General features: G+C 72.8%; 14 protein-coding genes. 9 read left to right on the top strand and 5 right to left on the bottom strand.

Translation table 11 applies throughout. The annotated features are described in order from the left end of the window. The first annotated feature begins 40 nt into the window (after nucleotides 1-40). The gene (locus IDM40_RS12970) at nucleotides 41-3436 is read left to right on the top strand and encodes a BTAD domain-containing putative transcriptional regulator (protein ID WP_193122246.1); all 3396 of its coding nucleotides are present in this window, start codon (nucleotides 41-43) and stop codon (nucleotides 3434-3436) included. Here the strand turns inward: IDM40_RS12970 and IDM40_RS12965 are convergent. Both IDM40_RS12965 and IDM40_RS12960 read right to left on the bottom strand, forming a co-directional pair. Next, nucleotides 3418-4248: an ABC transporter permease gene (locus IDM40_RS12965; protein ID WP_193122245.1), complete on the bottom strand. Its 831-nt coding sequence runs from the start codon at nucleotides 4246-4248 to the stop codon at nucleotides 3418-3420. The genes IDM40_RS12970 and IDM40_RS12965 overlap by 19 nt on opposite strands. Beyond that, entirely contained in the window at nucleotides 4245-5207 is a 963-nt protein-coding gene (locus IDM40_RS12960) for an ATP-binding cassette domain-containing protein (RefSeq protein WP_193122244.1), read from the bottom strand. Before IDM40_RS12960 ends, IDM40_RS12965 begins: the two co-directional genes overlap by 4 nt. A gap of 151 nt (nucleotides 5208-5358) precedes the next feature. On the opposite strand from IDM40_RS12960, the gene IDM40_RS12955 reads away from it, so the two are divergent. Further along, nucleotides 5359-5949, top strand: a complete 591-nt coding sequence (locus IDM40_RS12955; RefSeq protein WP_193122243.1) for a PH domain-containing protein — start codon at nucleotides 5359-5361, stop codon at nucleotides 5947-5949. Between the two features lie 1088 nt (nucleotides 5950-7037). Further along, the gene (locus IDM40_RS12950; RefSeq protein ID WP_328807014.1) at nucleotides 7038-9023 is read left to right on the top strand and encodes a PH domain-containing protein; all 1986 of its coding nucleotides are present in this window, start codon (nucleotides 7038-7040) and stop codon (nucleotides 9021-9023) included. A gap of 60 nt (nucleotides 9024-9083) precedes the next feature. On the opposite strand, the gene sepH is transcribed toward IDM40_RS12950, so the two are convergent. Then, the gene (sepH, locus tag IDM40_RS12945; RefSeq protein ID WP_193122242.1) at nucleotides 9084-10517 is read right to left on the bottom strand and encodes a septation protein SepH; all 1434 of its coding nucleotides are present in this window, start codon (nucleotides 10515-10517) and stop codon (nucleotides 9084-9086) included. A gap of 582 nt (nucleotides 10518-11099) precedes the next feature. Between sepH and IDM40_RS12940 the strand changes: the two genes are divergently transcribed. Further along, on the top strand, nucleotides 11100-12254 hold the full coding sequence (locus tag IDM40_RS12940; protein ID WP_193122241.1) for a hypothetical protein: 1155 nt from the start codon (nucleotides 11100-11102) through the stop codon (nucleotides 12252-12254). A 136-nt stretch (nucleotides 12255-12390) separates the two neighbouring features. Here IDM40_RS12940 and IDM40_RS12935 read toward each other — a convergent pair whose 3' ends face one another. Next, the gene (locus tag IDM40_RS12935; RefSeq protein ID WP_193122240.1) at nucleotides 12391-13689 is read right to left on the bottom strand and encodes a D-arabinono-1,4-lactone oxidase; all 1299 of its coding nucleotides are present in this window, start codon (nucleotides 13687-13689) and stop codon (nucleotides 12391-12393) included. A gap of 149 nt (nucleotides 13690-13838) precedes the next feature. On the opposite strand from IDM40_RS12935, the gene IDM40_RS12930 reads away from it, so the two are divergent. The 3 genes from IDM40_RS12930 to IDM40_RS12920 all read left to right on the top strand — a co-directional run bounded on the left by IDM40_RS12930 (nucleotide 13839) and on the right by IDM40_RS12920 (nucleotide 18015). Beyond that, entirely contained in the window at nucleotides 13839-14858 is a 1020-nt protein-coding gene (locus IDM40_RS12930; protein ID WP_193122239.1) for a ferrochelatase, read from the top strand. 258 nt (nucleotides 14859-15116) lie between these two features. Continuing rightward, the gene (locus IDM40_RS12925) at nucleotides 15117-17153 is read left to right on the top strand and encodes a S9 family peptidase (RefSeq protein WP_193122238.1); all 2037 of its coding nucleotides are present in this window, start codon (nucleotides 15117-15119) and stop codon (nucleotides 17151-17153) included. A gap of 46 nt (nucleotides 17154-17199) precedes the next feature. After that, nucleotides 17200-18015: an inositol monophosphatase family protein gene (locus IDM40_RS12920; RefSeq protein ID WP_193122237.1), complete on the top strand. Its 816-nt coding sequence runs from the start codon at nucleotides 17200-17202 to the stop codon at nucleotides 18013-18015. A gap of 140 nt (nucleotides 18016-18155) precedes the next feature. Here the strand turns inward: IDM40_RS12920 and IDM40_RS12915 are convergent, their stop codons facing one another. Beyond that, nucleotides 18156-18320: a hypothetical protein gene (locus IDM40_RS12915; RefSeq protein ID WP_017614545.1), complete on the bottom strand. Its 165-nt coding sequence runs from the start codon at nucleotides 18318-18320 to the stop codon at nucleotides 18156-18158. A gap of 677 nt (nucleotides 18321-18997) precedes the next feature. Between IDM40_RS12915 and IDM40_RS12910 the strand changes: the two genes are divergently transcribed. Both IDM40_RS12910 and IDM40_RS12905 read left to right on the top strand, forming a co-directional pair. Next, complete coding sequence (locus IDM40_RS12910; RefSeq protein WP_193122236.1) at nucleotides 18998-19651, top strand: response regulator transcription factor; 654 nt, start codon at nucleotides 18998-19000, stop codon at nucleotides 19649-19651. After that, nucleotides 19648-20904, top strand: coding sequence for a sensor histidine kinase (locus IDM40_RS12905; RefSeq protein ID WP_193122235.1), 1257 nt, complete (start codon nucleotides 19648-19650; stop codon nucleotides 20902-20904). The genes IDM40_RS12910 and IDM40_RS12905 overlap by 4 nt, the downstream gene beginning before the upstream one ends. Nucleotides 20905-21013 lie beyond the last annotated feature (109 nt).

Below are 21013 nucleotides of genomic sequence, written 5' to 3'. Positions count from 1 at the left end.
GGCCGCCGCGGCAAGGTCGGTCATCGGTCATGATGGACGTGTGTGGTTCAGCGTTCTCGGTCCTCTCCAGGTCCGCGACGACCGCGGGCAGCCCGTGGCCGTCGGCGGACCGCGTCTGCGTGCCCTGCTGAGCCTGTTGCTGCTGCGCGCGGGTGCACGCGTGAGCGGGGAGGCCCTGGCCGAGGCCGTGTGGCCCGACCGCGAGAGCCTTCCTCCGCCCAACACCCTGCAGGCGCTGGTCTCCCGCCTGCGCCGCACCCTCGGGGACGAGGTCACCGTCGACGGCGACGGCACCGGTTACCGCCTCGACGCCGACCCCGGCAGCGTCGACCTGCACGCGTACGAGGGCCTGGCCCGTTCGGGTCGTGCCCTGCTCAAGGAGGGCGACAGCGCCGGGGCCGAACGCGACCTGTCCCGCGCCCGGTCCCTGTGGCGGGGACGGCCCCTGCCCGACCTGACCGCGCGCGGTGTGGCCGAGGAGACCGTGGTCCGGCTCGAGGGCCTGCACCGCACGGTCGTGGAGGACCACCTCGCCGCCCGCCTGGAGCGCGACCCCGCCGGCGTGCTGCCCGAGGCCGAGGCCCTTGCGGCCGAGGACCGCTACCGGGAACGCCCCGTGGAGCTGCTCATGCGTTCCCTGGCCGCCCAGGGGCGCGTGGCCGACGCCCTCGCCGCCTACACCGGGTTCAGTGAGCACCTCGCCGACACCCTGGGGCTGGACCCGTCACCGCACCTGGAGAACCTGCACCTGCGCCTGCTGCGCGGTGAGCTCGCGCCCCGGGCGGCGGACGAGCCGGGGCGGACCGGTCCCGATCCCGAGCATCCGGACGCCGACGCCGGCCCCCACGACCCCGCGGCCGAACGTGTGCGCCTCCCACTGGCCCTGACCAGCTTCGTGCCGCGCGAGGAGGAGAGCGCCGGCGCCCGGGACCTGCTCACCCGCGCGCGCCTGGTCACCCTCACCGGACCCGGTGGCGCAGGCAAGACCCGCCTGGCCGTGGAGACCGCGACCGCCTTCGTCGAGGACGGGGACGACCAGGTCGAGGACGGCGCGTGGTTCGTCGAACTCGCCCCGCTCGCCGAGGGCGACGACCTCGCGGAGACCGTCGCCGCGACCCTGGGCCTGAGGGAGGGCACACGCCTGGGCCCGCGCGCCGTCGGATCCGCCGCGCCCTCGGCCCTGGACCGCGTCGCCGCCTACCTCGCCCGGCGCAGCGCCCTGCTGGTGCTGGACAACTGCGAACACCTGCTCGACGCGGCCGCCGGCACCGTGCAGGCCCTGCTCGCGCGCTGCCCCGCGCTCACCGTCCTGGCGACCTCCCGTGCGCCGCTCGAAGTGCCCGGTGAACGCTTGCTGCCCGTCCCGCCGCTGGCCCTGCCCCCCGAGGGCTCCGGGGCTGCCGAGGCCTCGCGGTACCCCTCCGTGGCCCTGTTCGCCGACCGCGCCCGCGCCGTACGCCCCGACTTCGCCGTCGGGCCCGACAACGTGGGCGACGTCGTGCAGATCGTGCGCGAGCTCGACGGGATCCCGCTCGCCCTGGAACTGGCCGCCGCCCGCCTGCGCTCGATGGGCCCCGCGCACCTGTCCGCGCGCCTGTGCGACCGGTTCCGCCTCCTGACCGGCCCCCAGCGCTCCACCCTGCCCCGGCACCGGACCCTGCGCGCCGTCGTCGACTGGAGTTGGGACCTGCTCGGCCGCGCCGAACGCCGCCTGCTCGCGCGGCTGTCGGTCGTGCCCGGCGGTGCGGGTCTGAGCGCGGTGGAACGGGTGTGCGCCGACCCCGGGACCACCGAGGTGGACGGCGTGGACGTGTGGGAGGCCCTCTTCTCCCTCGTCGACCAGTCGCTCGTGGTGGCCGACGCCGGGACCGCCGACCCCGAACAGCCGCGGTACCGGCTCCTGGAGACCGTCCGCGCCTACGCCGACGAACGCCTCGTCGAGAGCGGCGAGGCCGCACGGGTGCGTACCGAGCACTCCCGGTACGTGCGGGACCTGTGGCGCGAGGCCGACGCGGGCCTGCGCGGGGCCCGCCAGGCCTCCGTGCTCGCGTCGTTGGCCGACGACGCCGCGGGGTTCGGCGCCGCCCTGCGCTGGGCCGTGGACTCCGGTGACGCCGACCTGGCCCTGGACCTGATCGAGTACGGGCAGTGGTACTGGACCATCGAGGGCGACTGGGAACCCCTGGCCCGCTGGTCGTCGCAGGTCCTGGACTCCTTCGAGGACCGCATGCCCCCGGGGAGGGCGGTCGCGCACGCGTGCTGCCTGTTCCACCGGGCCTCGGTCCGCATCGACCTGGAGCTCGACCACGCCGAAGAGCTCATGGCCGAGATCGACGCCGTGCTGGCCCCTGAGGGGCGCCTGGCCGAGTACCACCCCGTACTGGTCAACGCGCTGCTCTACGCGGCGCTGGTCGGCCCCGACGGGAGCAGGCACCTGGGGCGCCTGGCCGATGCGCTGGACGGGGCGGACCGGTGGACGCGCGCCTCGATCGAGATCATGCTCGCCCTGGCGGACGTCGTGCACGGGCGCGCGGACCACGGGCTCGACCGCGCTCTGCGCGCCTGGGAGGACTTCCGGTACCTGGGTGACCCGTGGGGGACCTGCCAGGCGCTGGCCCAGTCCGCCGACCTGTACCGCTACTCCGACCTGGCCCGTGCGCGCAGTCTGCTCGCCGAGGGGCGGCGGATCGCGGAGAGCACCGGGTTGCACGACATGGCCACCGTCTTCGCGCTCCGCTGTGTCCAGGTCGCCGTCCTCGAGGGCGACCTCGACGCCGCCCGTGCGGACCTGGACGCCCTGGCCCCCGTGGCGGGGCGTCTGGAACAGGACCACCGGGTGCTGTGGATCATGGCGCGGGTGCAGGCAGCCCGGGAGGAGGGCGACCTGGACCGGGCCGTGGACCTGATCGAACACCACACCGAGGAGGTCACCAACCTCGGCGGGTTCTCCTGGATCTACGTCGAACCGGCATGGTGGGGACTGGCCGCCACCGTCCACCGGCGGGCCGGGAGGGAGCACGAGGCGCTCGAGATGCTCGGGCGCGCCTGGTCGGTCGCCTCCGTCCGGGGCGCGCCCGGACCGGTCGGCGCCGAGATCGCCGAACTGCTCGGCGTTCTGTCGGTCGGCCGCGACCCCGAGGACGCCGCGCTCCTGATCGGGTACGGGGAGGCGCTGCGCGGCCTGCCCGAACTCGCCGAACCCGACGTGGTGGAGGCCCGGGAACACCTCGACCGTGCGCTGGGCCCCGAACGCTACGGGGCCCTGCTCGCCCGGGGGAGGGAGGCCTGCCCCGAGGGGATCGGCGACGCCCTGGCCGAACGCCTCTCCGGCCACGTACCCCGACGGGTCGCGAACCCCCGCCCTCCCCGCGCGCCCGGACGTCCGGGCGCGGAAGAGGGCGAGGGTCCGGAGAGGGCTCAGGTGCGGCGGCGGTAGGCCCAGGCCGCCAGCGGGAAGAACACGGCCGTGATGATGGCCGTCCACACCAGGGTCCAGAAGATCGGACCGGCCACGTCCCCGCCGATCATGAGTCCGCGCATCGCGTCGACCACGTGGCTGACCGGGTTGTTGACGGCCACGGTCTGCAGCCAGCCCGGCATCGATTCCGGGGCGACGAACGCCGAACTGCCGAAGGTCAGCGGGAACATCAGGATCATCCCGAACGCCTGCACCGACATCGGGGTGCGCACGATCATCCCCACGAACGCCGACATCCAGCACAGGGCGAAGGCGAACAGCAGGATCAGCGCGCCCGCCACGACCACACCCAGTGCGCCGCCCTCGGGACGGAAGCCGATCGCCAGGCCCACGATCAGCACCATCACCACGGTGATCGTGTAGCGGACCAGGTCGCCCAGGATCGCACCGACCAGCGGGGCCGAGCGGGCGATGGGCAGGGACCGGAACCGGTCGAAGATGCCCTTCTCCACGTCCTGGCTGAGCGAGAAACCGGTGCCCAGCGTCGCGAAGATGACCGACTGGGCGATGATGCCGGGCATGAGGAAGTCACGGTAGGACTGCCAGTCGCCCATCATCGCCTGTCCGAACACGAACACGAACAGGGTCACGAACATGACCGGCTGCAGGATCAGGCCCAGGACCTCTTCGGGGTTGGCCTTGATCTTGAGCACGCTGCGCCAGGCCAGCTGAAGGCCCTGCTGGACGGTGCGCAGCGGGGTGACGCTCTGCGGGGCCAGGGGGGTCGGGCCGGCCGGACCGGTCGGGGAGTCGGTGGTCACGGCACTCATGCTGAAGTCTCCTCGCTGGTCTCCTGGGCTTCGGCGGGCTGGCCGGTCAGCGCCAGGAAGACCTCGTCCAGGCTCGGCTTGCGCAGCGACAGCTCTCCCACCGCCACGCCCTGCTCGTCCAGGCGGCGCACCACCTCGGGCAGCACCGCCGAATCGGTGACGGGGACTCGGGCCACGAGCCCGTCGTCGGACACGGGTGCGCTGGTGACGGCCTCGACCACCTTGACGGCGAGCCCGAGCTGGTCGGTCTCGGCGGTGCGCAGTTCCAGCACCTGGGTCCCTGCGCTGTCCTTGAGCTGCTCGGGGGTGCCCTCGCTGATGACACGGCCGTGGTCAAGGACCACGATGTCGTCGGCGAGGTGGTCGGCCTCCTCGAGGTACTGGGTGGTGAGCAGGACCGTGACCCCGGCGTCGACCTGGCGGCGCACGACCTCCCAGAGCTCATTGCGGCTGTGCGGGTCCAGTCCGGTGGTCGGCTCGTCCAGGTAGAGCATCGAGGGGCGGCCGATCATGCTCGCGGCCAGGTCGAGGCGCCGGCGCATACCGCCCGAGTAGCCCTTGGTGGGGCGGTCGGCGGCGTCGGAGAGCCCGAACTGTTCCAGGAGTTCGGCGGAGCGGACCCGGGCCTGGGCGCGGTCGAACCCGAGGAGGCGGGCGATGAGTACCAGGTTCTGCGTTCCGGTGAGTTCCTCGTCCACGGCCGCGTACTGGCCCGTCAGCCCGATGAGGCGGCGCACCTCGTGGGGGTGGCGCAGCACGTCGAACCCGTCGACCTCCGCGTGCCCGGCGTCGGGGCGCAGCAGGGTCGCCAGGATGCGCACCGTCGTGGTCTTGCCGGAGCCGTTGGGACCCAGCACGCCCAGAACGGCCCCTCTCCTGGCGGTCAGGTCGACCCGGTCCAGGGCGCGTTTGCCCTTGAACTCCTTGACCAGCCCCTCCGCGCGAATGGCGTGGGTCATTTCGTCCTCCGTTCAACGTCTGTACGCAAGTGTGCCGAGACGCTCTGACAGAACGCTGACGAGACGGGAACACGGCCCTGACGTCGCCCATTCCCCCGTGCGGAGCCGGGTTCCCGCCTGACCCCGGCCCACACGGCCTAGACTCGGTCGCGTGTTGAACAGCCCCGCCCACGACGACCGTCCCGAACCGGGGGAGGAACCCCGAGAGCCCCGCACGGAGGAAGGACACACGGCCGAACTGCGCCCGCCCCTGCGCAGGGTCAGCGGGCGCGCCGTCGGGGTGTGGACGGTGCGCATGGTCATCGGGGTGGCCCTCAACCTGGTCTTCGTCAGCGTCGTCGCGGCGATGCTGGCCAACCTGCCCCTGCCGTGGATCCCGGACTGGCTGAGCGAGAACGCCCGGGTGCTGCCGATCGCCTACGGCATCTACGGGCTCCTCAAGATCGCCGTGGTGCCGTCGTGGCGTTACCGGGTGCACCGCTGGGAGGTCGGTGAGGACGTCATCTACACCCGGGCAGGGTGGATCGCCCGCGCCTGGCAGTTGGTGCCGGTGAACCGGATCCAGACCGTGGACCACACCCAGGCCATGCTGGAGCGGGTCTTCGACGTGGCCACCCTGCAGGTGCAGACCGCCTCCTACGCGGGTTCTTCCACGATCGAAGGGCTGGACGCCGAGGAAGCGCGTGTGCTCAGCGAGGAGCTGGCCGCGCGCGCCGCGACACTCCGGGACGACGCGACCTGATGAACGACGAGCACGAGAGCCCCGGCCCCCCGGACCCCGAACGCGAGCGTTGGGCCCGCGGCCCCGCCGGCCACACCGCGGGGCGTTACCCGTACCAGTGGCGCCAGGCCCAGGAGCCCGCTGCCCCCGAGCCCGACCGCCCGCAGGACGCGGCTGTGTCCGAGCGTGCCCGCTGGGGCCCGCCCCAGCGCGGACAGGGGCCCGGTGCGGATCCGTCCGGTGTTCGTCATGAGCATGGGATGCGGGACGCGCTCCGGAACGAGAGCGCCGGTCGGGGGCCGCAGGGCCACGTACCCGGACAGGGCAGCGGCCCGGTGTGGGAGCGCCGTCCGGAGGACGGGCGTCCCGCGGGGGAGAACCCGGTCCAGGACCGGAGCGGTGCCCAGAGGCCTTCGCAGGAAGAGCCCTCGGAGCCGCAGGGTGCGACGCCCCATGAAGCTCGCCCGGAGGGGCCTGGGGCGGGCATGACCACCCCGTTCGCTGGAACCGATGCGGGCCCGGCAGACGCACCCGGGCACGGGTCGACCCGCTGGGGCCCGCCCCGCGACGGCGCGGACGGCGGTACCCCTGGTCCCCGCCCGCAGTCCGGGCCCGAGGTCCCCGGGGCGTATCCGCAGGACGCGTGGGCCTACGAGCGTGCGCGTTGGGGTCCGCCCCAGGGCGGGGCGGTGACCGGCCCTTCCTCGAGCGGGGGAAGCACGTCGCGCAGCGACGGCGTCGGCGCGGCGCCCGGCCCCGCCGGCCCTGCCTACGGGCAGGACGCGGCTGCGTCCGAGCGCGCTCTTCCGACATCGCAAGGTCCGGGGAGTACTCAGGACTCCGGTCCTGACTCGCGTGCCGAGAGTGGGGCTCACTCCGCTGGGGCGGGGGACAAGGCCGAAGGCCCTGCCGGTGGGCAGGGGCCGTATCCGCAGGATGCGTGGGCCTACGAGCGTGCGCGCTGGGGCCCGCCCCAGGGCGGCCCGGGTTCGGGCTCTGTACCGCACCCTGAGATCGCGTCGCGTGGCGACGAGGTGGGCGCTGCGTCCGGTGCCCGTCCGCAGGACGCGGCTGCGTCCGAGCGAGCTCTTCCGGCATCGCAAGGTCCGGTGAGCGCTCAGGGCAACGGTCCGCCTCCGCGTGGGGAGAGCACGTCGCGCAGCGACGTCGCTGGTGGTGCTTCTGGTGCCTATCCGCGCGAGGCGGCCGAGGGCCCTGTTGGACCTGCCGGTGGGCAGGGGCCGTATCCGCAGGACGCGTGGGCCTACGAGCGTGCGCGTTGGGGTCCGCCCCAGGGCGGGGCGTACCCGGGGCAGGTGCAGTGGCAGGCGCAGGGACCCCAGAACGGGTGGGGGCCGCAGAGCCAGTGGGGCAACGCCCACGGCGTCCCCGAGGGCCATCACCCGCCGGGGCCGCGGGAGTGGTGGACCGAAGAGGCCTCCCAGCCGTTCACCTCCGAGAGCGGCCGACGCCTCAGCCCCCGCAGCATGGTCGTCGGCCCCATCAACCAGTTGCGCAGCATCCTCCTCCCGATCCTCATCGGCCTGGTCATCGGCGGCTTCAACCCGTGGCTGCTCGCGGCCACCGGTGCGACCGTCGTGATGCTGCTCGTCGGCGGGTTCGTCACGTGGCAGACGCTGCGTTACGAGATCACCGACGACCGCATCGAGATCCGCAAGGGCCTCATCCGCCGGGAACGCCGCACCATCCCGCTGGAACGCATCCGCGGCGTCGACGTCACCAGCAGCCTCCTGCACCGGATGCTGGGTGTGTCCGTGGTCCACATCGAGGCCGCCGCCGGTTCCATGGCCACCGAGGACGGCAAGCTCGACGCCGTCGACGCCGCCGAGGCCGACCGCCTCCGGGGCGAGCTCCTGCGCCGCCGCGCCGTGCTCACCGAGACGGGGGAGGCACGCACCGAGGGGGACGAGGAGCCCGCCGCGGCCGAGCCGGAGACCGTCACCTACTTCGAGATGCCGCGCTCCTGGTACCTCTTCGGCGCCCTGAGCCTGGCCCACCTCCTCACCCCGTTCGCGCTGCTGGCCACGGCGATCGGCCTCCTCCAGCAGTCCGCGGCCCAGATGGAGGCCGCCACCGACACCGTCGTGGGCTGGATCGACGCCACCGACCGCGCCCTGCTCACCACCCTGGCCATCGGGATCCCGGTGGCGTTGGTGCTCCTGATGCCGGTCTTCGCCGTGGTCTCCTACACGGTCACCAACTGGGGTTTCACCCTCAAGGGCCGCGAGGGCTCCCTCGTCGCCGAGCGCGGCCTGCTCACCCGCCGCAGCGTCACCTTGGAGAAGCGCCGGATCCGCGGGCACGAACTCCAGGACAACCCGCTCGAACGCACCCGGAGCGCCGTGCGCCTGCGTGCGATCGTCACCGGCCTGGGCGAGGTCGCCACCCGCGCGGTCCTGCTCCCGACCGGACCGCGCCCACAGGTGGCCTCGGTCGTCGAACGCGCCCTGGACCGCTACGACGGCGGGCTCCGGCGCCACCCGCGCGCGGCCCTGTCCCGCCGCCTGATCCGCTCGGTGGGCCCGTTCCTGCTCACGGGTGCGGTCGGCGTGGCCCTGGACTGGAACTGGCTCGTCATCGCCTCGGCGGTCATGGCCGTCCTCGGTGTACCGCTGGGCATCGACCGCTACCGCTCGCTCGGCCACGGCTACGACGGCGCCTACGTCAGCGTCCGCTCGGGTTCGCTCCAGCGCGGTCAGGCCGTCGTGGAACGCTCCGCGGTGATCGGCTGGACCTGGACCCAGACCCTGTTCCAGCGCCGTTCCGGACTCGCGAACCTGCAGGTCACCGTCGGTGCCGGCGCAGGGGGTTACACCGCCCAGGACGCTTCCCTCCCGGGGTCGGTGGCCTTCGCCGCCGACGTCACCCCGGCGATGGTGCGCCCCTTCCTGGTGGAACGCGGAACGTCCTCCGCGCAGCCGGGCCCCAGCGGTGCCGGCGTCTCCAGCGCCCCCGAAGGGCCCGAGAGCCCCACCGGCCCCGAAGGCCCCAGCAATCCCACCGCCCCCGACGCCCCGGAACGCCGGGACGCCCACGACGGCGAGAGCCCCCGCACAGCGGACGAGGACCGCTGATCAGCGGTCCTCGCGGTCCTCGTCGGGTGCGCCCCGGCCCGGTCGGGCCGGCGCGGGTGGTCAATCGCTCTTCTTGGAACCGAACATGATCTCGTCCCAGGACGGGACCGACGCCCGCCGCCCTCGGCCCTTGCGCTTGGGCGCGGGGCGCTCGGCGCCCTGGTCGGCGGCGGGTGCGGGCGGTCCTGCCTGTTCGGCGGCCCGGCGCGGACGGCCGGTGTCGTTGAGGTCGATGGTGGCGCGGCGCCTGCGCGGGCGCTCGGGCTGCGCGGGCGGTTCAGCGGCCGGCGGCGCGGACTCGGGGGCCGGAGGCTCGGCGGGACGGGCGGGACGGGAGTCCAACCAGTCCGGGGCGGCGGGCTGCTCGGTCCTGCGGGGACGTTCGGTCTCGGCGGGCCGTTCCGGGGCCGCGAAGCGTTCTGCCGCGGCGGGAGGCTCCACCGCAGCGGGACGTTCGGGCGCGGCCGGCGGGGGCGCGCTCGGCGGCGCCGCGGGGCCGGGGCGCGGTGCGGTCTCAGGACGGGCGGCCGGGTCGCTCTCGGTCGGGTCGAAGTAGGGGTCCTGCCCCGGACGCGGGTGCCGGGGCTCGGCTGCGGGCCTGCGCCGCTCCTCGGCCAGGCGCCGGCGCTCCTCGGTCAGCGGAACACCGAACTGGTCGGTCTGCGCGCGCCCGCCCGCAGGACGCAGCGGCTCGTCCCGCTGGGACTGCGCCTGCGCCTCCTCCTGCCTGCGCCGCTGTTCGGCGGCGGGGTAGCGGGGCTCGGGACGCTCCTGCTCGGCGGGCCGGGGTTCACGCGACGGGGCCTCGGACGCGGGCTCCGGCGCAGGCGGGGCAGGCGGCGCGGGCGCGGGTGCCGGCTCGCTCCGGCGCGGGGCGAAGGGTGTGACGTTGGCGCCCGGGCCCTGCACGCTCTCGAAGGGTTCGGGCGAGGAGAAACGGGCCGCCTCCTCGTCGGCGGGGCTCACGCTGTTGTGTCTGGGCTCGTACAGCCAGTGGGCCGTGCGCTCCTCGCCCCGGTGGAGGTAGACGAGCCTGAGCTGCCAGGTGCGGTCCTCGCGCTTCCAGGAGTCCCACTCCGCGTCGCCGGTCTCCAACTGGTGGGCGCCGATGCGTTTGGTGACGAGCTCCTCCAGGGTCGAGCCGGGCGCGGCCTCCCCCTGGGAACGCACGGTGGCGTTCTGGGCCTGCTGTGCGATGTACCCGCGTTCCTGGAGCACGGGACCCTCGAACCAACGGACCCGTTCGATCGGTATGCCGGAGATCTCGGAGATGGCCTCCGCGGTCTCGCCGGACCGGATGCGGGCCTGGATTTCCTTGGGGCGCAACGGATTCTCCACTTCGATCTCGTACTGGCCGAGCCGGGAGAACTGGCCGCGTACAGCGGCGCGTAGGCGGTCATCGACGGGCAGCATGAAACGGGTTCCACGGCCGGTACTGGCGAGCACCAAGTAGGCGCCGTCCTCACTCACGGCCACGAGGCGAAGCTCGTGCATCGCCCTCCCTTTCGCGTCCCGTCGAGGGGCTGATCCCGCGACCCGACCCCCGCGTTCTCCAAGTCTGGTCGGCCGACACCCGGTCCGGCCAGAACCGCGCCCGGCCTGTCCGAACTGTGTGCCCGCCTCCCGGTCCGTGGCTCTCGCCACAGTGGGAGCGGCCCCGGAACCTGCCCGAGGCCCTCACGGTCGCTTCCGGTGCCAATCTTGGCACGCTGGTCCGTCGGCGACCGGGAGCGTTCGTGGGGGAATGTCGACGATTCCGCACGGGGCTCCGCGGTGATGGTATCCCGGACCGCACGAACCACCCCAGGTCCGGTGAAAAACCCGGGTCTCCACACGTTGCCCCAACACAGGGACGTATGCGGGCGCAACTCGACACGCCGGTGGTCACTAGACAGTGATGCTTCTTGTTTGATGGCGTTATCGGGCACCTGTCGCCCTTAGTCTTAGTTATCCCCTTATGGGCGTTATGTGGAGCCTGTGGCCCGTGGTGCGGATTGGCCCACCACACGCCCATCCCAGAGACCACGACCGAAGTACGCCGTGCGCCGACACGGCCCAGTCAAGAGGGGAACCCGGATGGGCCGAACCCAGACCCCGGACGGACCCGGGGACGAACACCCCGACCGTGACCACGGATCCGGTGACCGGGGCGGCGACGACGGCCGGGGCCAGGGCGGCAAGAAGATCGACCTGAGCTTCGCGCAGGTCGCGGCCGCAGGCCTGGCCACACTCACCGCGGCGACCCTGGCCTCCTACCTGGACGTCTACGGGACCGTGATCGGGACCGCGGTCATGGCGATCCTGAGCACCAGCGCCAGCCCGCTGCTCTCCCACTGGTTCTCGCGCAGCGGGGAACAGGCCAAGCAGCTCGCGGAGAAGGCCGTCGCGACCAAGGCACCGGGCGCGGCCAAGGGCAGGGGTGCGTCCGCCGCGACCGGGACGCAGAACATCAGCGTCGACCTGCCGCCGGTGCAGCAGGACGACGACGCCACCCGGACCATGGCCATGCCGGTCCTGGGCGCCGACCTCGCCCAGGCCGACCAGGAGGCCACGCGGGTCGACGGGCACGGGGGTGCCGTCGACCCCGAGGAGACCGTCCTGATCCCGGCCCAGACCCAGGAGGCGGACGCCGGGACGGCCGTGTGGGAACCCGCTCGCACCGGCGGCGACGATGACGGCGGCGACGGCGACAGCACCGCCGACGAACCCGAGGAGGCGCCGACACCGCGCCGCCGCGGGTGGCGCGCGGTCCTGATCCCGGCCGCCCTGGTCTTCACCGTCGTGATGCTGGTCATCCTGGCCTTCGAGCTGCTCACCGGGCGTTCCCTGACCGCCTGGACCCGCGGCCTGGACGAGCAGACCTCGCCCTCGATCGTGGGAGGCAACTCCGCTCCGGTCGAGGAGGAGCCCGAGCCGGAGCCCGAGGAGCCGGTCGTCGAGGACGCTCCCACCGAGGAGCCGGCCACCCCGGAACCGGAGCCCACGCCGCAGCCGGAACAGGGCCAGCCCACCGAACCGGGCACCGAACAGCCCGAGGGCGGCAACGGCACCGACGGCGGCAGCGGCAACGGCAGCGGTGGGAACGGCGGCGGCACCCAGCCCACGCCGGACCCGGGCGACCAGGAGACCGACCCGCCCGCCGAGGAGGAACCGGGCGACGATCCCGGCGGGTCCGTCCCGCCGCCGCGCGAACCCGGGGACGAGCAGGACTCCGAGCTGCAGAGCGACTGACACACCAGGCGGGCCTCCCCGACGGACCACCGCGGCACACGAGCGCCGCCGTGCACACCGAGTGCGCGGCGGCGCTCCTGCGTTCGCGGCCCTGCCTCGAGCCAGCGGGCGCCCCGCCGACAGTGCCGGTCCGGCCTCAGCCCAGGACCCGGTCCAGGTAGGCGTTGGCGAACCGCCGCTCCGGGTCGACCCGGTCGCGCACCGCCATCGCCGCACCGAGCTGCGGGTAGACCTTCTCCAGATCCGTGTGCGTGCGGGTGTGCAGTTTGCCCCAGTGTGGGCGCCCGCCCGCCGACGCCAGCACCGACTCCAGGTCCGCGAAGCACGCCTCGTACGGCACCCCCTGGTACATGTGCACCGCGATGTAGGCGGTCTCGCGCCGGTACGCGGTCGACAGCCACACGTCGTCGGCCGGGGCGAACCGCACCTCCACCGGGAAACTCAGCCGGTACCCGCGCCGGTCCACCACCGACCGGATCTCCCGCAGCACCTCCTCGGTGTGCTCGGCCGGGACCGCGTACTCCATCTCCACGAACCGCACGTCGCGCACCGAGGCGAACACCCGGTGCGAGGCGTCGGTGTAGGAACGCGCCGACAGCGCCCGCGAGCTGACCTGGTTGACCGCGGGAACCAGGGCCGGGAAGCGCCGGCACACCCGGTTGACGCCCCCGAAGACCCGGTTGGACAGCAGATCGTCGTCCAGCCAGGCCTTGAACGGCGACAGCGGCCGGGCCGGACCGTCGGTGATGTTGTTGCGCTTGGTGTTGGTGCTGCCGGTGTGGGGGAACCAGAAGAACTCGAAGTGGTCGTTGGCCGACCGTAGTTCCGGCAGGCGTTCCAGCACCTCCTCCAGCGGCATCGGTTCCTCGCGCGCGTGCAGCAGGAACGCCGGGCGCACCGCGAAGGTGACCGCCGTGAGTACCCCGAAAGCGCCCAACCCGACCCGGGCGGCGTGGAAGAGCTCCGGGTCCTCGTCGGCCGAGCACCGCACCACCGAGCCGTCGGCCAGCACCATCTCCAGGCCTACGACCTGCGAGGCGAGCCCGCCGGCGTCACGCCCCGTGCCGTGGGTCCCGGTCTGCACCGCACCCGCGACCGTCTGCACCGCGATGTCGCCCATGTTGGCCAGCGCGAGCCCGTGCCGCGCCAGTTCCTCGTTGAAGTCGCACAGCGCCATGCCGGCGTCCACCGTCGCCGTGCCCTTCTCGTGGTCCACCGACCGCAAGCGGGCCAGTGAGGTGGGGGAGAGCAGGACCCCGTCGGTGACGGCCACGTCCGTGAACGAGTGGCCGGACCCGACCATGCGCACCCGCAGCCCTTCCTCGGCGGCCGCGGACACCTGCGCGGCCACCTCGGCGGTGTCGTTGGGGGAGGCGGTCCGCCGCGGGTGTGCCCGGTGGGTGCCGGACCAGGTCTGCCAAAGCACATCAGTCATGCGACCGGACATTACCGACCGGTCACCTCTGCCGCCAGGGTCCCTGGGACCCCGGGACGAGCGGCCCCGCGGGGGAGAGTCCAAGAACACAAGCACGCTGACCACGGGTCGGAGCGAGCGGGTGCGGCCGAACTGGTTTCATGAAGGGCATGAGGCCTTACGACGCGTTTTTGCTCATCTCCTTCGGTGGCCCGGAGGGCGAGGACGAGGTCATCCCGTTCCTGGAGAACGTCACGCGCGGACGCAACATCCCCAGGGAGCGGCTCGCGGAGGTCGGGGAACACTACTTCCTCTTCGGAGGGGTCAGCCCGATCAACCAGCAGTGCCGGGACCTGCTCGCCGCCGTCACCGCCGACTTCGAGTCGGCCGACATCGACCTGCCCGTCTACTGGGGCAACCGGTTCTGGACCCCGATGCTCACCGACACCCTGGAACAGATGAAGAAGGACGGGGTGCGCCGTGTGCTCGCGGTGCCCACCTCCGCCTACTGCAACTGGTCCAGCCGCACCGCCTATCTCGAGGACATCGACCGGGCCCGCGAAGCCCTGGGCGAGGACGCCCCCGAGATCGACCTGGTGCGCCCCTTCTACGACCACCCCGGCTTCGTCGACCCGCTGGCGGAGTACACCCGGGACGCCCTCGACCGGCTGCCCGCCGACCAGCGCGAGGGTGTGCGCCTGCTCTTCTCCGCGCACTCCATCCCCACGGCGATGGCCGAGCGCAGCGGGGCACCCGGTGAGACCTACGGCCCCGCCGGCGCCTACGGGGACCAGCTCCACGAGGTCGCCCGCCTCGTCGTGGACCGCCTGGACCGCGAGTACCCCTTCGAGATCGTCTACCAGAGCCGCAGCGGCCCGCCCAGCCAGCCCTGGCTCGAGCCCGACGTCAACGACCGCATGGAGGAACTCGCCGCCGAGGGCGTTCCCGCGGTCGTGGTCGTCCCGCACGGTTTCGTCTCCGACCACATGGAGGTCAAGTTCGACCTCGACGTGGAGGCCCGCGAGACCGCCGAGAAGCTCGGCATCGGCTACCAGCGTGCCCTCAGCCCGGGCACCCACCCCGCGTTCGTCTCGATGGTCACCGACCTGGTGCGCGAGTACACCGGCCGCGCCGAGCAGCAGCGCCTGAGCGAGCTGCCGCCGTGCGCGATGGGGCAGTGCAGCTGCTGAACCGCCCGGGCCGGTCCCGCGGGACCGGCCCCTCCGGAGCTGCTTCTCCCGGCGCCCTGCCCCGCCCCCGTTCCGCCCCTCCCGATGCTCTGTCCCTCCAGCGCCCTGCCGTGCCCGCAGGCACCTGTGGGAAGGTGGTTCCGGGCCCCGTACGGGCGTGACACGCAGCAGGTCGAGCGTCCGCCGCACGGGGCACACAGCACCGCCCACACCCCCTGAGCGGTGTTCGTCCACACCGAGTCACAGGAGATACGCGTCTTGGTCCGTTCCTGGTACGAACTGCCGGAATACGTTCAGCTCCGCCGCGTCAACGGCCTCCAACTCTCCCCGGACGGGACCCGTCTGGTCGCGCCGGTCAGCGGCGCATCCCCCGACGGCAAGAGCTTCCGCAGCGCCCTGTGGGAGATCGATGCCGCACCCGAGTCCGAGGGCGGGCGCGCCCCGCGCCGCCTCACACGCTCCGCCGAGGGAGAGAGCAGCGCCGGGTTCCTCCCCGACGGTTCCGTGCTCTTCGGCGCGGGCCGCCCCGACCCCGACGCCGGCCCCGACGACAAACCCGAACCCGCCCTGTGGGTGCTGCCCGCCGACGGCGGCGAGGCCCGCCGCGTGGCCACCCGGCCCGGCGGCATCTCCTCCTTCACCGTCGCCCGCGACGCCGGCACGGTGGCCTTCACCGCCGACACCCACCCCGACTCCTCCGACGCCGAGGCTGAGCAGGAGGCCCGCAAGGAGCGCCGCGAGGCCGGGGTCACCGCGATCCTGCACGAGTCCCTGCCGATCCGTTCCTGGGACCACGACCTCGGACCGCAGTACCCCCGCTTCTTCACCGCCGCCCCGCCCGAGGACGAGGACTCCGGGCTCGGCGAGCACCGGGACCTCACCCCCGACGCGGGCAAGGACCTCATCGGCGCCTCCGGAGACCTGACCCCGGACGGCTCGGCGCTGGTCACCACCTGGCGCGTGCCCGCGGGAGGCGGCGCGGTGCGCACCCATCTGGTGCGCGTGGACACCGCCACCGGTGAGCGCTCCACCCTGATCTCCTCCGACGAGTACGACTACGGCTCACCCGTGGTCTCCCCGGACGGCCGCAAGGTCCTGTGCGTGCGCGACCACGACGGCGACTACGACGGTGAGCCCCGGAGGACCTGGCTGTGCGTGGTCGACCTCGGTACCGGTGAGGAGCGGATCCTGGCCGAGGGGTCCGAACTGTGGCCGCGCGACCTGGCCTGGGCCCCCGACTCCGCCTCGGTCTTCATCGTGGCCGACGAGCAGGGCCGCCGTCCGGTGTTCCGCGTCGACCTCGGCACCGGATCGCCGACCCGCCTGACCGGGGACAACGGTGCCTACAGCGCGCTGAACCCCTCCCCGGACGGGCGCCACGTCTTCGCCCTGCGCGACGCCTGGGACGCAGCGCCCGCGCCCGTGCGCCTGGACGCGGCCACCGAGGACGGCGAGCCCGTGTACCTGCGCACCCCCGGTTCGGAGCTCACGATGCCGGGCACGCTCACCGAGGTCGAGACGACCGCCGACGACGGCACCACGATCCGTTCCTGGCTCGTGCTGCCCGAGGAGGCCTCGGCCGACTCGCCCGCCCCGCTCATGCTGTGGGTGCACGGCGGCCCCTACATGAGCTTCAACGGCTGGAGCTGGCGCTGGAACCCCTGGATCCTGGCCGCCCGCGGTTGGGCGGTCCTGCTGCCCGACCCCGGTCTGTCCACCGGCTACGGCCAGCAGATGCTGCGCCGCGCCTGGGGCCAGTGGGGCCCGCGTGTGCACGCCGACGTCATGGCCGCCACCGACGCCGCCGAGGCGCGTGAGGACATCGACGCCCGCCACACCGCGATGATGGGCGGCTCCTTCGGCGGGTACATGGCCAACTGGATCGCCGGCCACACCGACCGGTTCTCCGCGATCGTCTCCCACGCCTCCCTGTGGCACCTGGAGGCGTTCAACGGGTCCACCGATCACCCGCCGGTGTGGGAGCGCGAGTTCGGCACCCCGCTGGAGCGCCCCGAGCGCTACGAGCTCAACTCCCCGCACCTGAGCGCCGACCGCATCAGCACCCCCATGCTCGTCATCCACGGCGACAAGGACTACCGGGTGCCGATCGGCGAGGGCCTGCGGCTGTGGCGCGACCTGGTGCTGCACAACGTGGAGGCCAAGTTCCTCTACTTCCCGGACGAGAACCACTGGATCCTCACGCCGGGCAACGCACGGGTCTGGTACGAGACGATCTTCGCCTTCCTGGACCACCACGTGTTCGGCAAGGAGTGGGTCCGCCCCGACCACCTCTGAGAATCCGCAAGAAACGAAGAACCAGCCACCGCGGGGGAGAACCGACGTGACCACGACGCAGCCGGCACCCGACCCGGACGACCTGCGCGCACTCGCCGTGCGCGTGGCGACCGAGGCGGGTGAACTGGCCGCACAGGGCCAGGAGGGCATCACCGTCCTGGACACCAAGTCCAGCCCGACCGACGTCGTCACCAAGATGGACCGGGCCACCGAGGAGCTCATCCGCTCCCGGCTCCTGGACCGGCGCCCCGGCGACGCCTTCCTCGGTGAGGAGGAGGGCGGCGACGAGGCCGGTACAGCGCCGGTCCGCTGGATCGTCGACCCGATCGACGGCACCGTCAACTACCTCTACGGCAGCCCCGACTGGGGTGTGGCCATCGCCGCCGAGGTCGACGGGGAGATCGTGGCCGCGGCCGTGGCCCAGCCCGGGCGCCGCCGGCTGTACGAGGCGGTCCGGGGCGGGGGCGCTTTCCTGGACGGGGAGCGGTTGACCGCACCCGCGGCGGTGCCGCTGGACCGGGCCCTGGTGGCCACGGGCTTCGGTTACGTGCCCGAACGGCGCAGGCGCCAGGCCCAGGTCCTGCTGGAGGTCGTGCCCAGGGTCCGCGACATCCGCCGTACCGGTTCGGCCGCGGTGGACCTGTGCGGGCTCGCCTCGGGGCAGTGCAACGCCTACTACGAGCGCGGCCTGAACCCGTGGGACTGGGCCGCTCCGGGCCTGGTGGCCTCCGAGGCCGGCGTGAGGGTGGCCGGGGCCCGCGGGGGACCGCCCGCCGAGGACCTGGTGGTGGCCGCGCGGCCGGAGCTCTTCGAGGAGCTCGAGCCCCTGCTCCTGGAGCTGGGCGCCGACCGCGACGACTGAGCCGCCGACGCGGAGCCCTGAGAGGGCCGCTGAGCGCACGAAAGGGGCGGGGACCGGTTTCGGTCCCCGCCCCTTCCGTTGTTACGGGGGCGTCCCGGTCACGTGGATCCGAGCGGCCCCCAGAGCTCTTCGACGCCCGATCAGGCGCGGGCGTCGACGCCGTTGCGGGCCGCGAGTCGGTACAGGTCCTCGAGCTCCGACGCGTGCGTGTCGGCGAGGAAGTCGTCCCCGGCGGCCTGAGCCGACTGGAGCGACCGGTAGGTCTCGTTGATACGGACCTTGATCTCCGCGAGGAACTCGCCCATTGCACCTCTTCCAGGGGTAGGCACCGGGGCATGGCGACGCCCGGTGCGGATCCGTCAGGCACACGCCTGGTGCGTGTGTCGATCGAAGTAGTCACGACCCTGTGACATGCGAACACGTCGCGGTCCGGCGCTCGGCCGGTTTCCACGCGTGCGCTCACTATCTCTACCGCACTGTGACGAGGGTCAAACCACCGGGTCCGGGCGAGATGCATCTGTGGCCGGATGTGGCTCCTGTGGCTGCTGTTGACCATGGTGAAATACCAGGTCAGGGCGGTGTTCTCCGGGGGTGTGGGAAGGGCGCGCAAGGGTAGGGCGACACCGAGTGGGGAGGTGTCCCATGACACATTGGACGCCGTAGGTCCTGCGCTTACTTGTTTCTTATTCTCGATGTGTCAGATTCGAGATGTGCGGGGTTGAGCCGTCGCCGGCGGTTGGGGGATTCGCCGGCGACGGCCCCCGCGCACCAAGGGGAGTGAGACTCCCGGCCCAGCGCCCGGGCAACCGGGACCGGGCCGAGGCGGTTCGCCAGAACCGTGGAGACGGGTTTACCGTCTTCGTACCTCGGCCGCGGGACCCCCGAAGGCGCGGCCGGGACCGAGAACGCCGCTGCCGGTGTGTTGGGGGATGCGCCGGCAGCGGCCCCTTTTTGTTCGCTGTCGAGACTGTGAAGGTCCAACGTGCGCGTACTCGTGGTCGAAGACGAACAGGTCCTGGCCGACGCGGTCGCGGTCGGACTGCGCCGCGAGTCCATGGCCGTGGACGTGGTCTACGACGGCGACACCGCGCTCGAGCACCTGTGGGTCAACGAGTACGACGTCGTCGTGCTCGACCGCGACCTCCCGGGTGTGCACGGCGACGAGGTCGCCCGCACCCTGGTCAAGGACGGCTACCCCGGCCGCATCCTCATGCTCACCGCCTCCGACGGGGTCGAGGACAAGGTCGAGGGGCTCAGTCTGGGCGCCGACGACTACCTCGCCAAGCCCTTCGCCTTCGCCGAACTCATCGCGCGGGTGCACGCTCTGGCCCGGCGCGCGACCCCGCCGCTGCCGCCGGTGCTGGAGCGCCACGGCATCGCGCTCGACCCGGCCAACCACACCGTGCACCGCGACGGCACCGAGGTCTCCCTCACGCCCAAGGAGTTCGCCGTCCTGCAAGTGCTCATGCGCGCACAGGGCACGGTCGTCAGCGCCGAAGGGCTGCTGGAGAAGGCCTGGGACGAGAACGCCGACCCCTTCACCAACGTCGTGCGGGTCACCGTCATGACCCTGCGCAAGAAACTCGGCGAACCCGCCGTCATCCACACGGTCCCCGGCGCGGGGTACCGGCTGTGAGACCCGAGCGGGCCGAACCGGGGCAGGTGGAACCCACCCGCCCCGGCGACACCGGTACCTGGCGCAGGCTCAACGAGACCGCGTCGGCGGGGGAGGAGGGCGAGCAGCGCACCAAGCCCAGCCCCATGGACCGCGTGCACCGCATCACCGACAACCTCAGCCTGCGCGCCCGGCTCACCCTCATCTACGGGATGCTGTTCTTCGCCGCGGGCTCGGTGCTGGTCCTGGTCAACTACCTCATCGTGGCGCTGCTGCTCAACGCCCTGCTGGTCGAGGACAGCGCCGCCGAGCTGCTCGCACACAGCGACCTCATCGAAGAGGTCCTCAACCACGTCACACGCTTCTCCCTGCTGGCCCTGTTCCTGGTGGGCCTGCTCGCCGTCGGCCTGGGCTACGCCGTGGCCGGACGCGCGCTGTCACCGTTGCAGAAGATCACGCGTATCGCCAGACGCCTGTCCGAACGCTCCCTGCACGAACGCATCGCGCTGTCCGGACCCGACGACGAGATCCGCGAGCTCGCCGACACCTTCGACGGCATGCTCGAACGCCTCGACCGCGCCTTCGACGGCCAGCGCCGGTTCGTCGCCAACGCCTCCCACGAACTGCGTACCCCGCTGGCGATCAACCGCACGCTCCTCGAGGTGGCCCTGAGCGCCCCCGACGTGTCCGCGGACCTCAAGAGCGTCGGCCAGACCCTCATGGAGACCAACGCACGCCACGAGCGCCTCATCGACGGGCTCCTGCTCCTGGCCAAGAGCGACCGCGAGCTCGAGGTGCACGCCCGTGTCGACCTGGGCGAGGTCGCCGAGACCGTCCTGAGCCAGCTCGACGCCGAGATCGGTTCCTCCGGCCTCACCCTGCGCCGGGACCTGCGCACGGCCGCGGTGGTCGGCGACCCCGTGCTCCTGGAACGCCTCGTGGGCAACCTCGTGGAGAACGCCCTCAAGTACAACGTCGAGGGCGGGGAGATCACCATCCGCAGCGGCCTGTACGAGGGCATGCCCGCCGTGCAGGTCGAGAACTCCGGCAAGGTGGTGCCCGCCTACGAGATCGAGGGCCTCTTCGAGCCCTTCCGCCGGGGGACCGGCGACCGGGTCGGGTCCGGGCGCAGCGCCGGCCTGGGGCTGTCCATCGTGCGCTCGGTCGTGCGCGCCCACGAGGGCGCCGTCACCGCCTGGCCCCGGGCCGGCGGGGGACTGGTCGTGACCGTGTGCCTTCCCGCGCCCCCGGCGGAGCCGACCGACCGGCGTTGACGCCCGTGGCCGTCTTCGCACGGCATTGCAACAGGCCTGTTACCGGGTCAGGGGTCGGGCTGCGGGAGCTCCCGCTTCGTGGTATCTATACGTGTCCGACGACACGCGT

The sequence above is a fragment of the Nocardiopsis coralli genome (genome assembly GCF_014892575.1).
Classification (GTDB): domain Bacteria; phylum Actinomycetota; class Actinomycetes; order Streptosporangiales; family Streptosporangiaceae; genus Nocardiopsis; species Nocardiopsis coralli.
Note: the sequence above shows the minus strand (reverse complement) of the source record. Positions and strands in the feature narration are given on the sequence as shown.

Excerpts from the sequence above, each read along its gene's own strand:
- IDM40_RS12915 (WP_017614545.1), bottom strand. The coding sequence starts at position 18,320 with ATGGGCGAGTTCCTCGCGGAGATCAAGGTCCGTATCAACGAGACCTAC.
- IDM40_RS12935 (WP_193122240.1), bottom strand. The coding sequence starts at position 13,689 with ATGACTGATGTGCTTTGGCAGACCTGGTCCGGCACCCACCGGGCACAC.
- IDM40_RS12940 (WP_193122241.1), top strand. The coding sequence starts at position 11,100 with ATGGGCCGAACCCAGACCCCGGACGGACCCGGGGACGAACACCCCGAC.
- IDM40_RS12960 (WP_193122244.1), bottom strand. The coding sequence starts at position 5,207 with ATGACCCACGCCATTCGCGCGGAGGGGCTGGTCAAGGAGTTCAAGGGC.
- IDM40_RS12965 (WP_193122245.1), bottom strand. The coding sequence starts at position 4,248 with ATGAGTGCCGTGACCACCGACTCCCCGACCGGTCCGGCCGGCCCGACC.
- sepH (WP_193122242.1), bottom strand. The coding sequence starts at position 10,517 with ATGCACGAGCTTCGCCTCGTGGCCGTGAGTGAGGACGGCGCCTACTTG.
- IDM40_RS12930 (WP_193122239.1), top strand. The coding sequence starts at position 13,839 with ATGAGGCCTTACGACGCGTTTTTGCTCATCTCCTTCGGTGGCCCGGAG.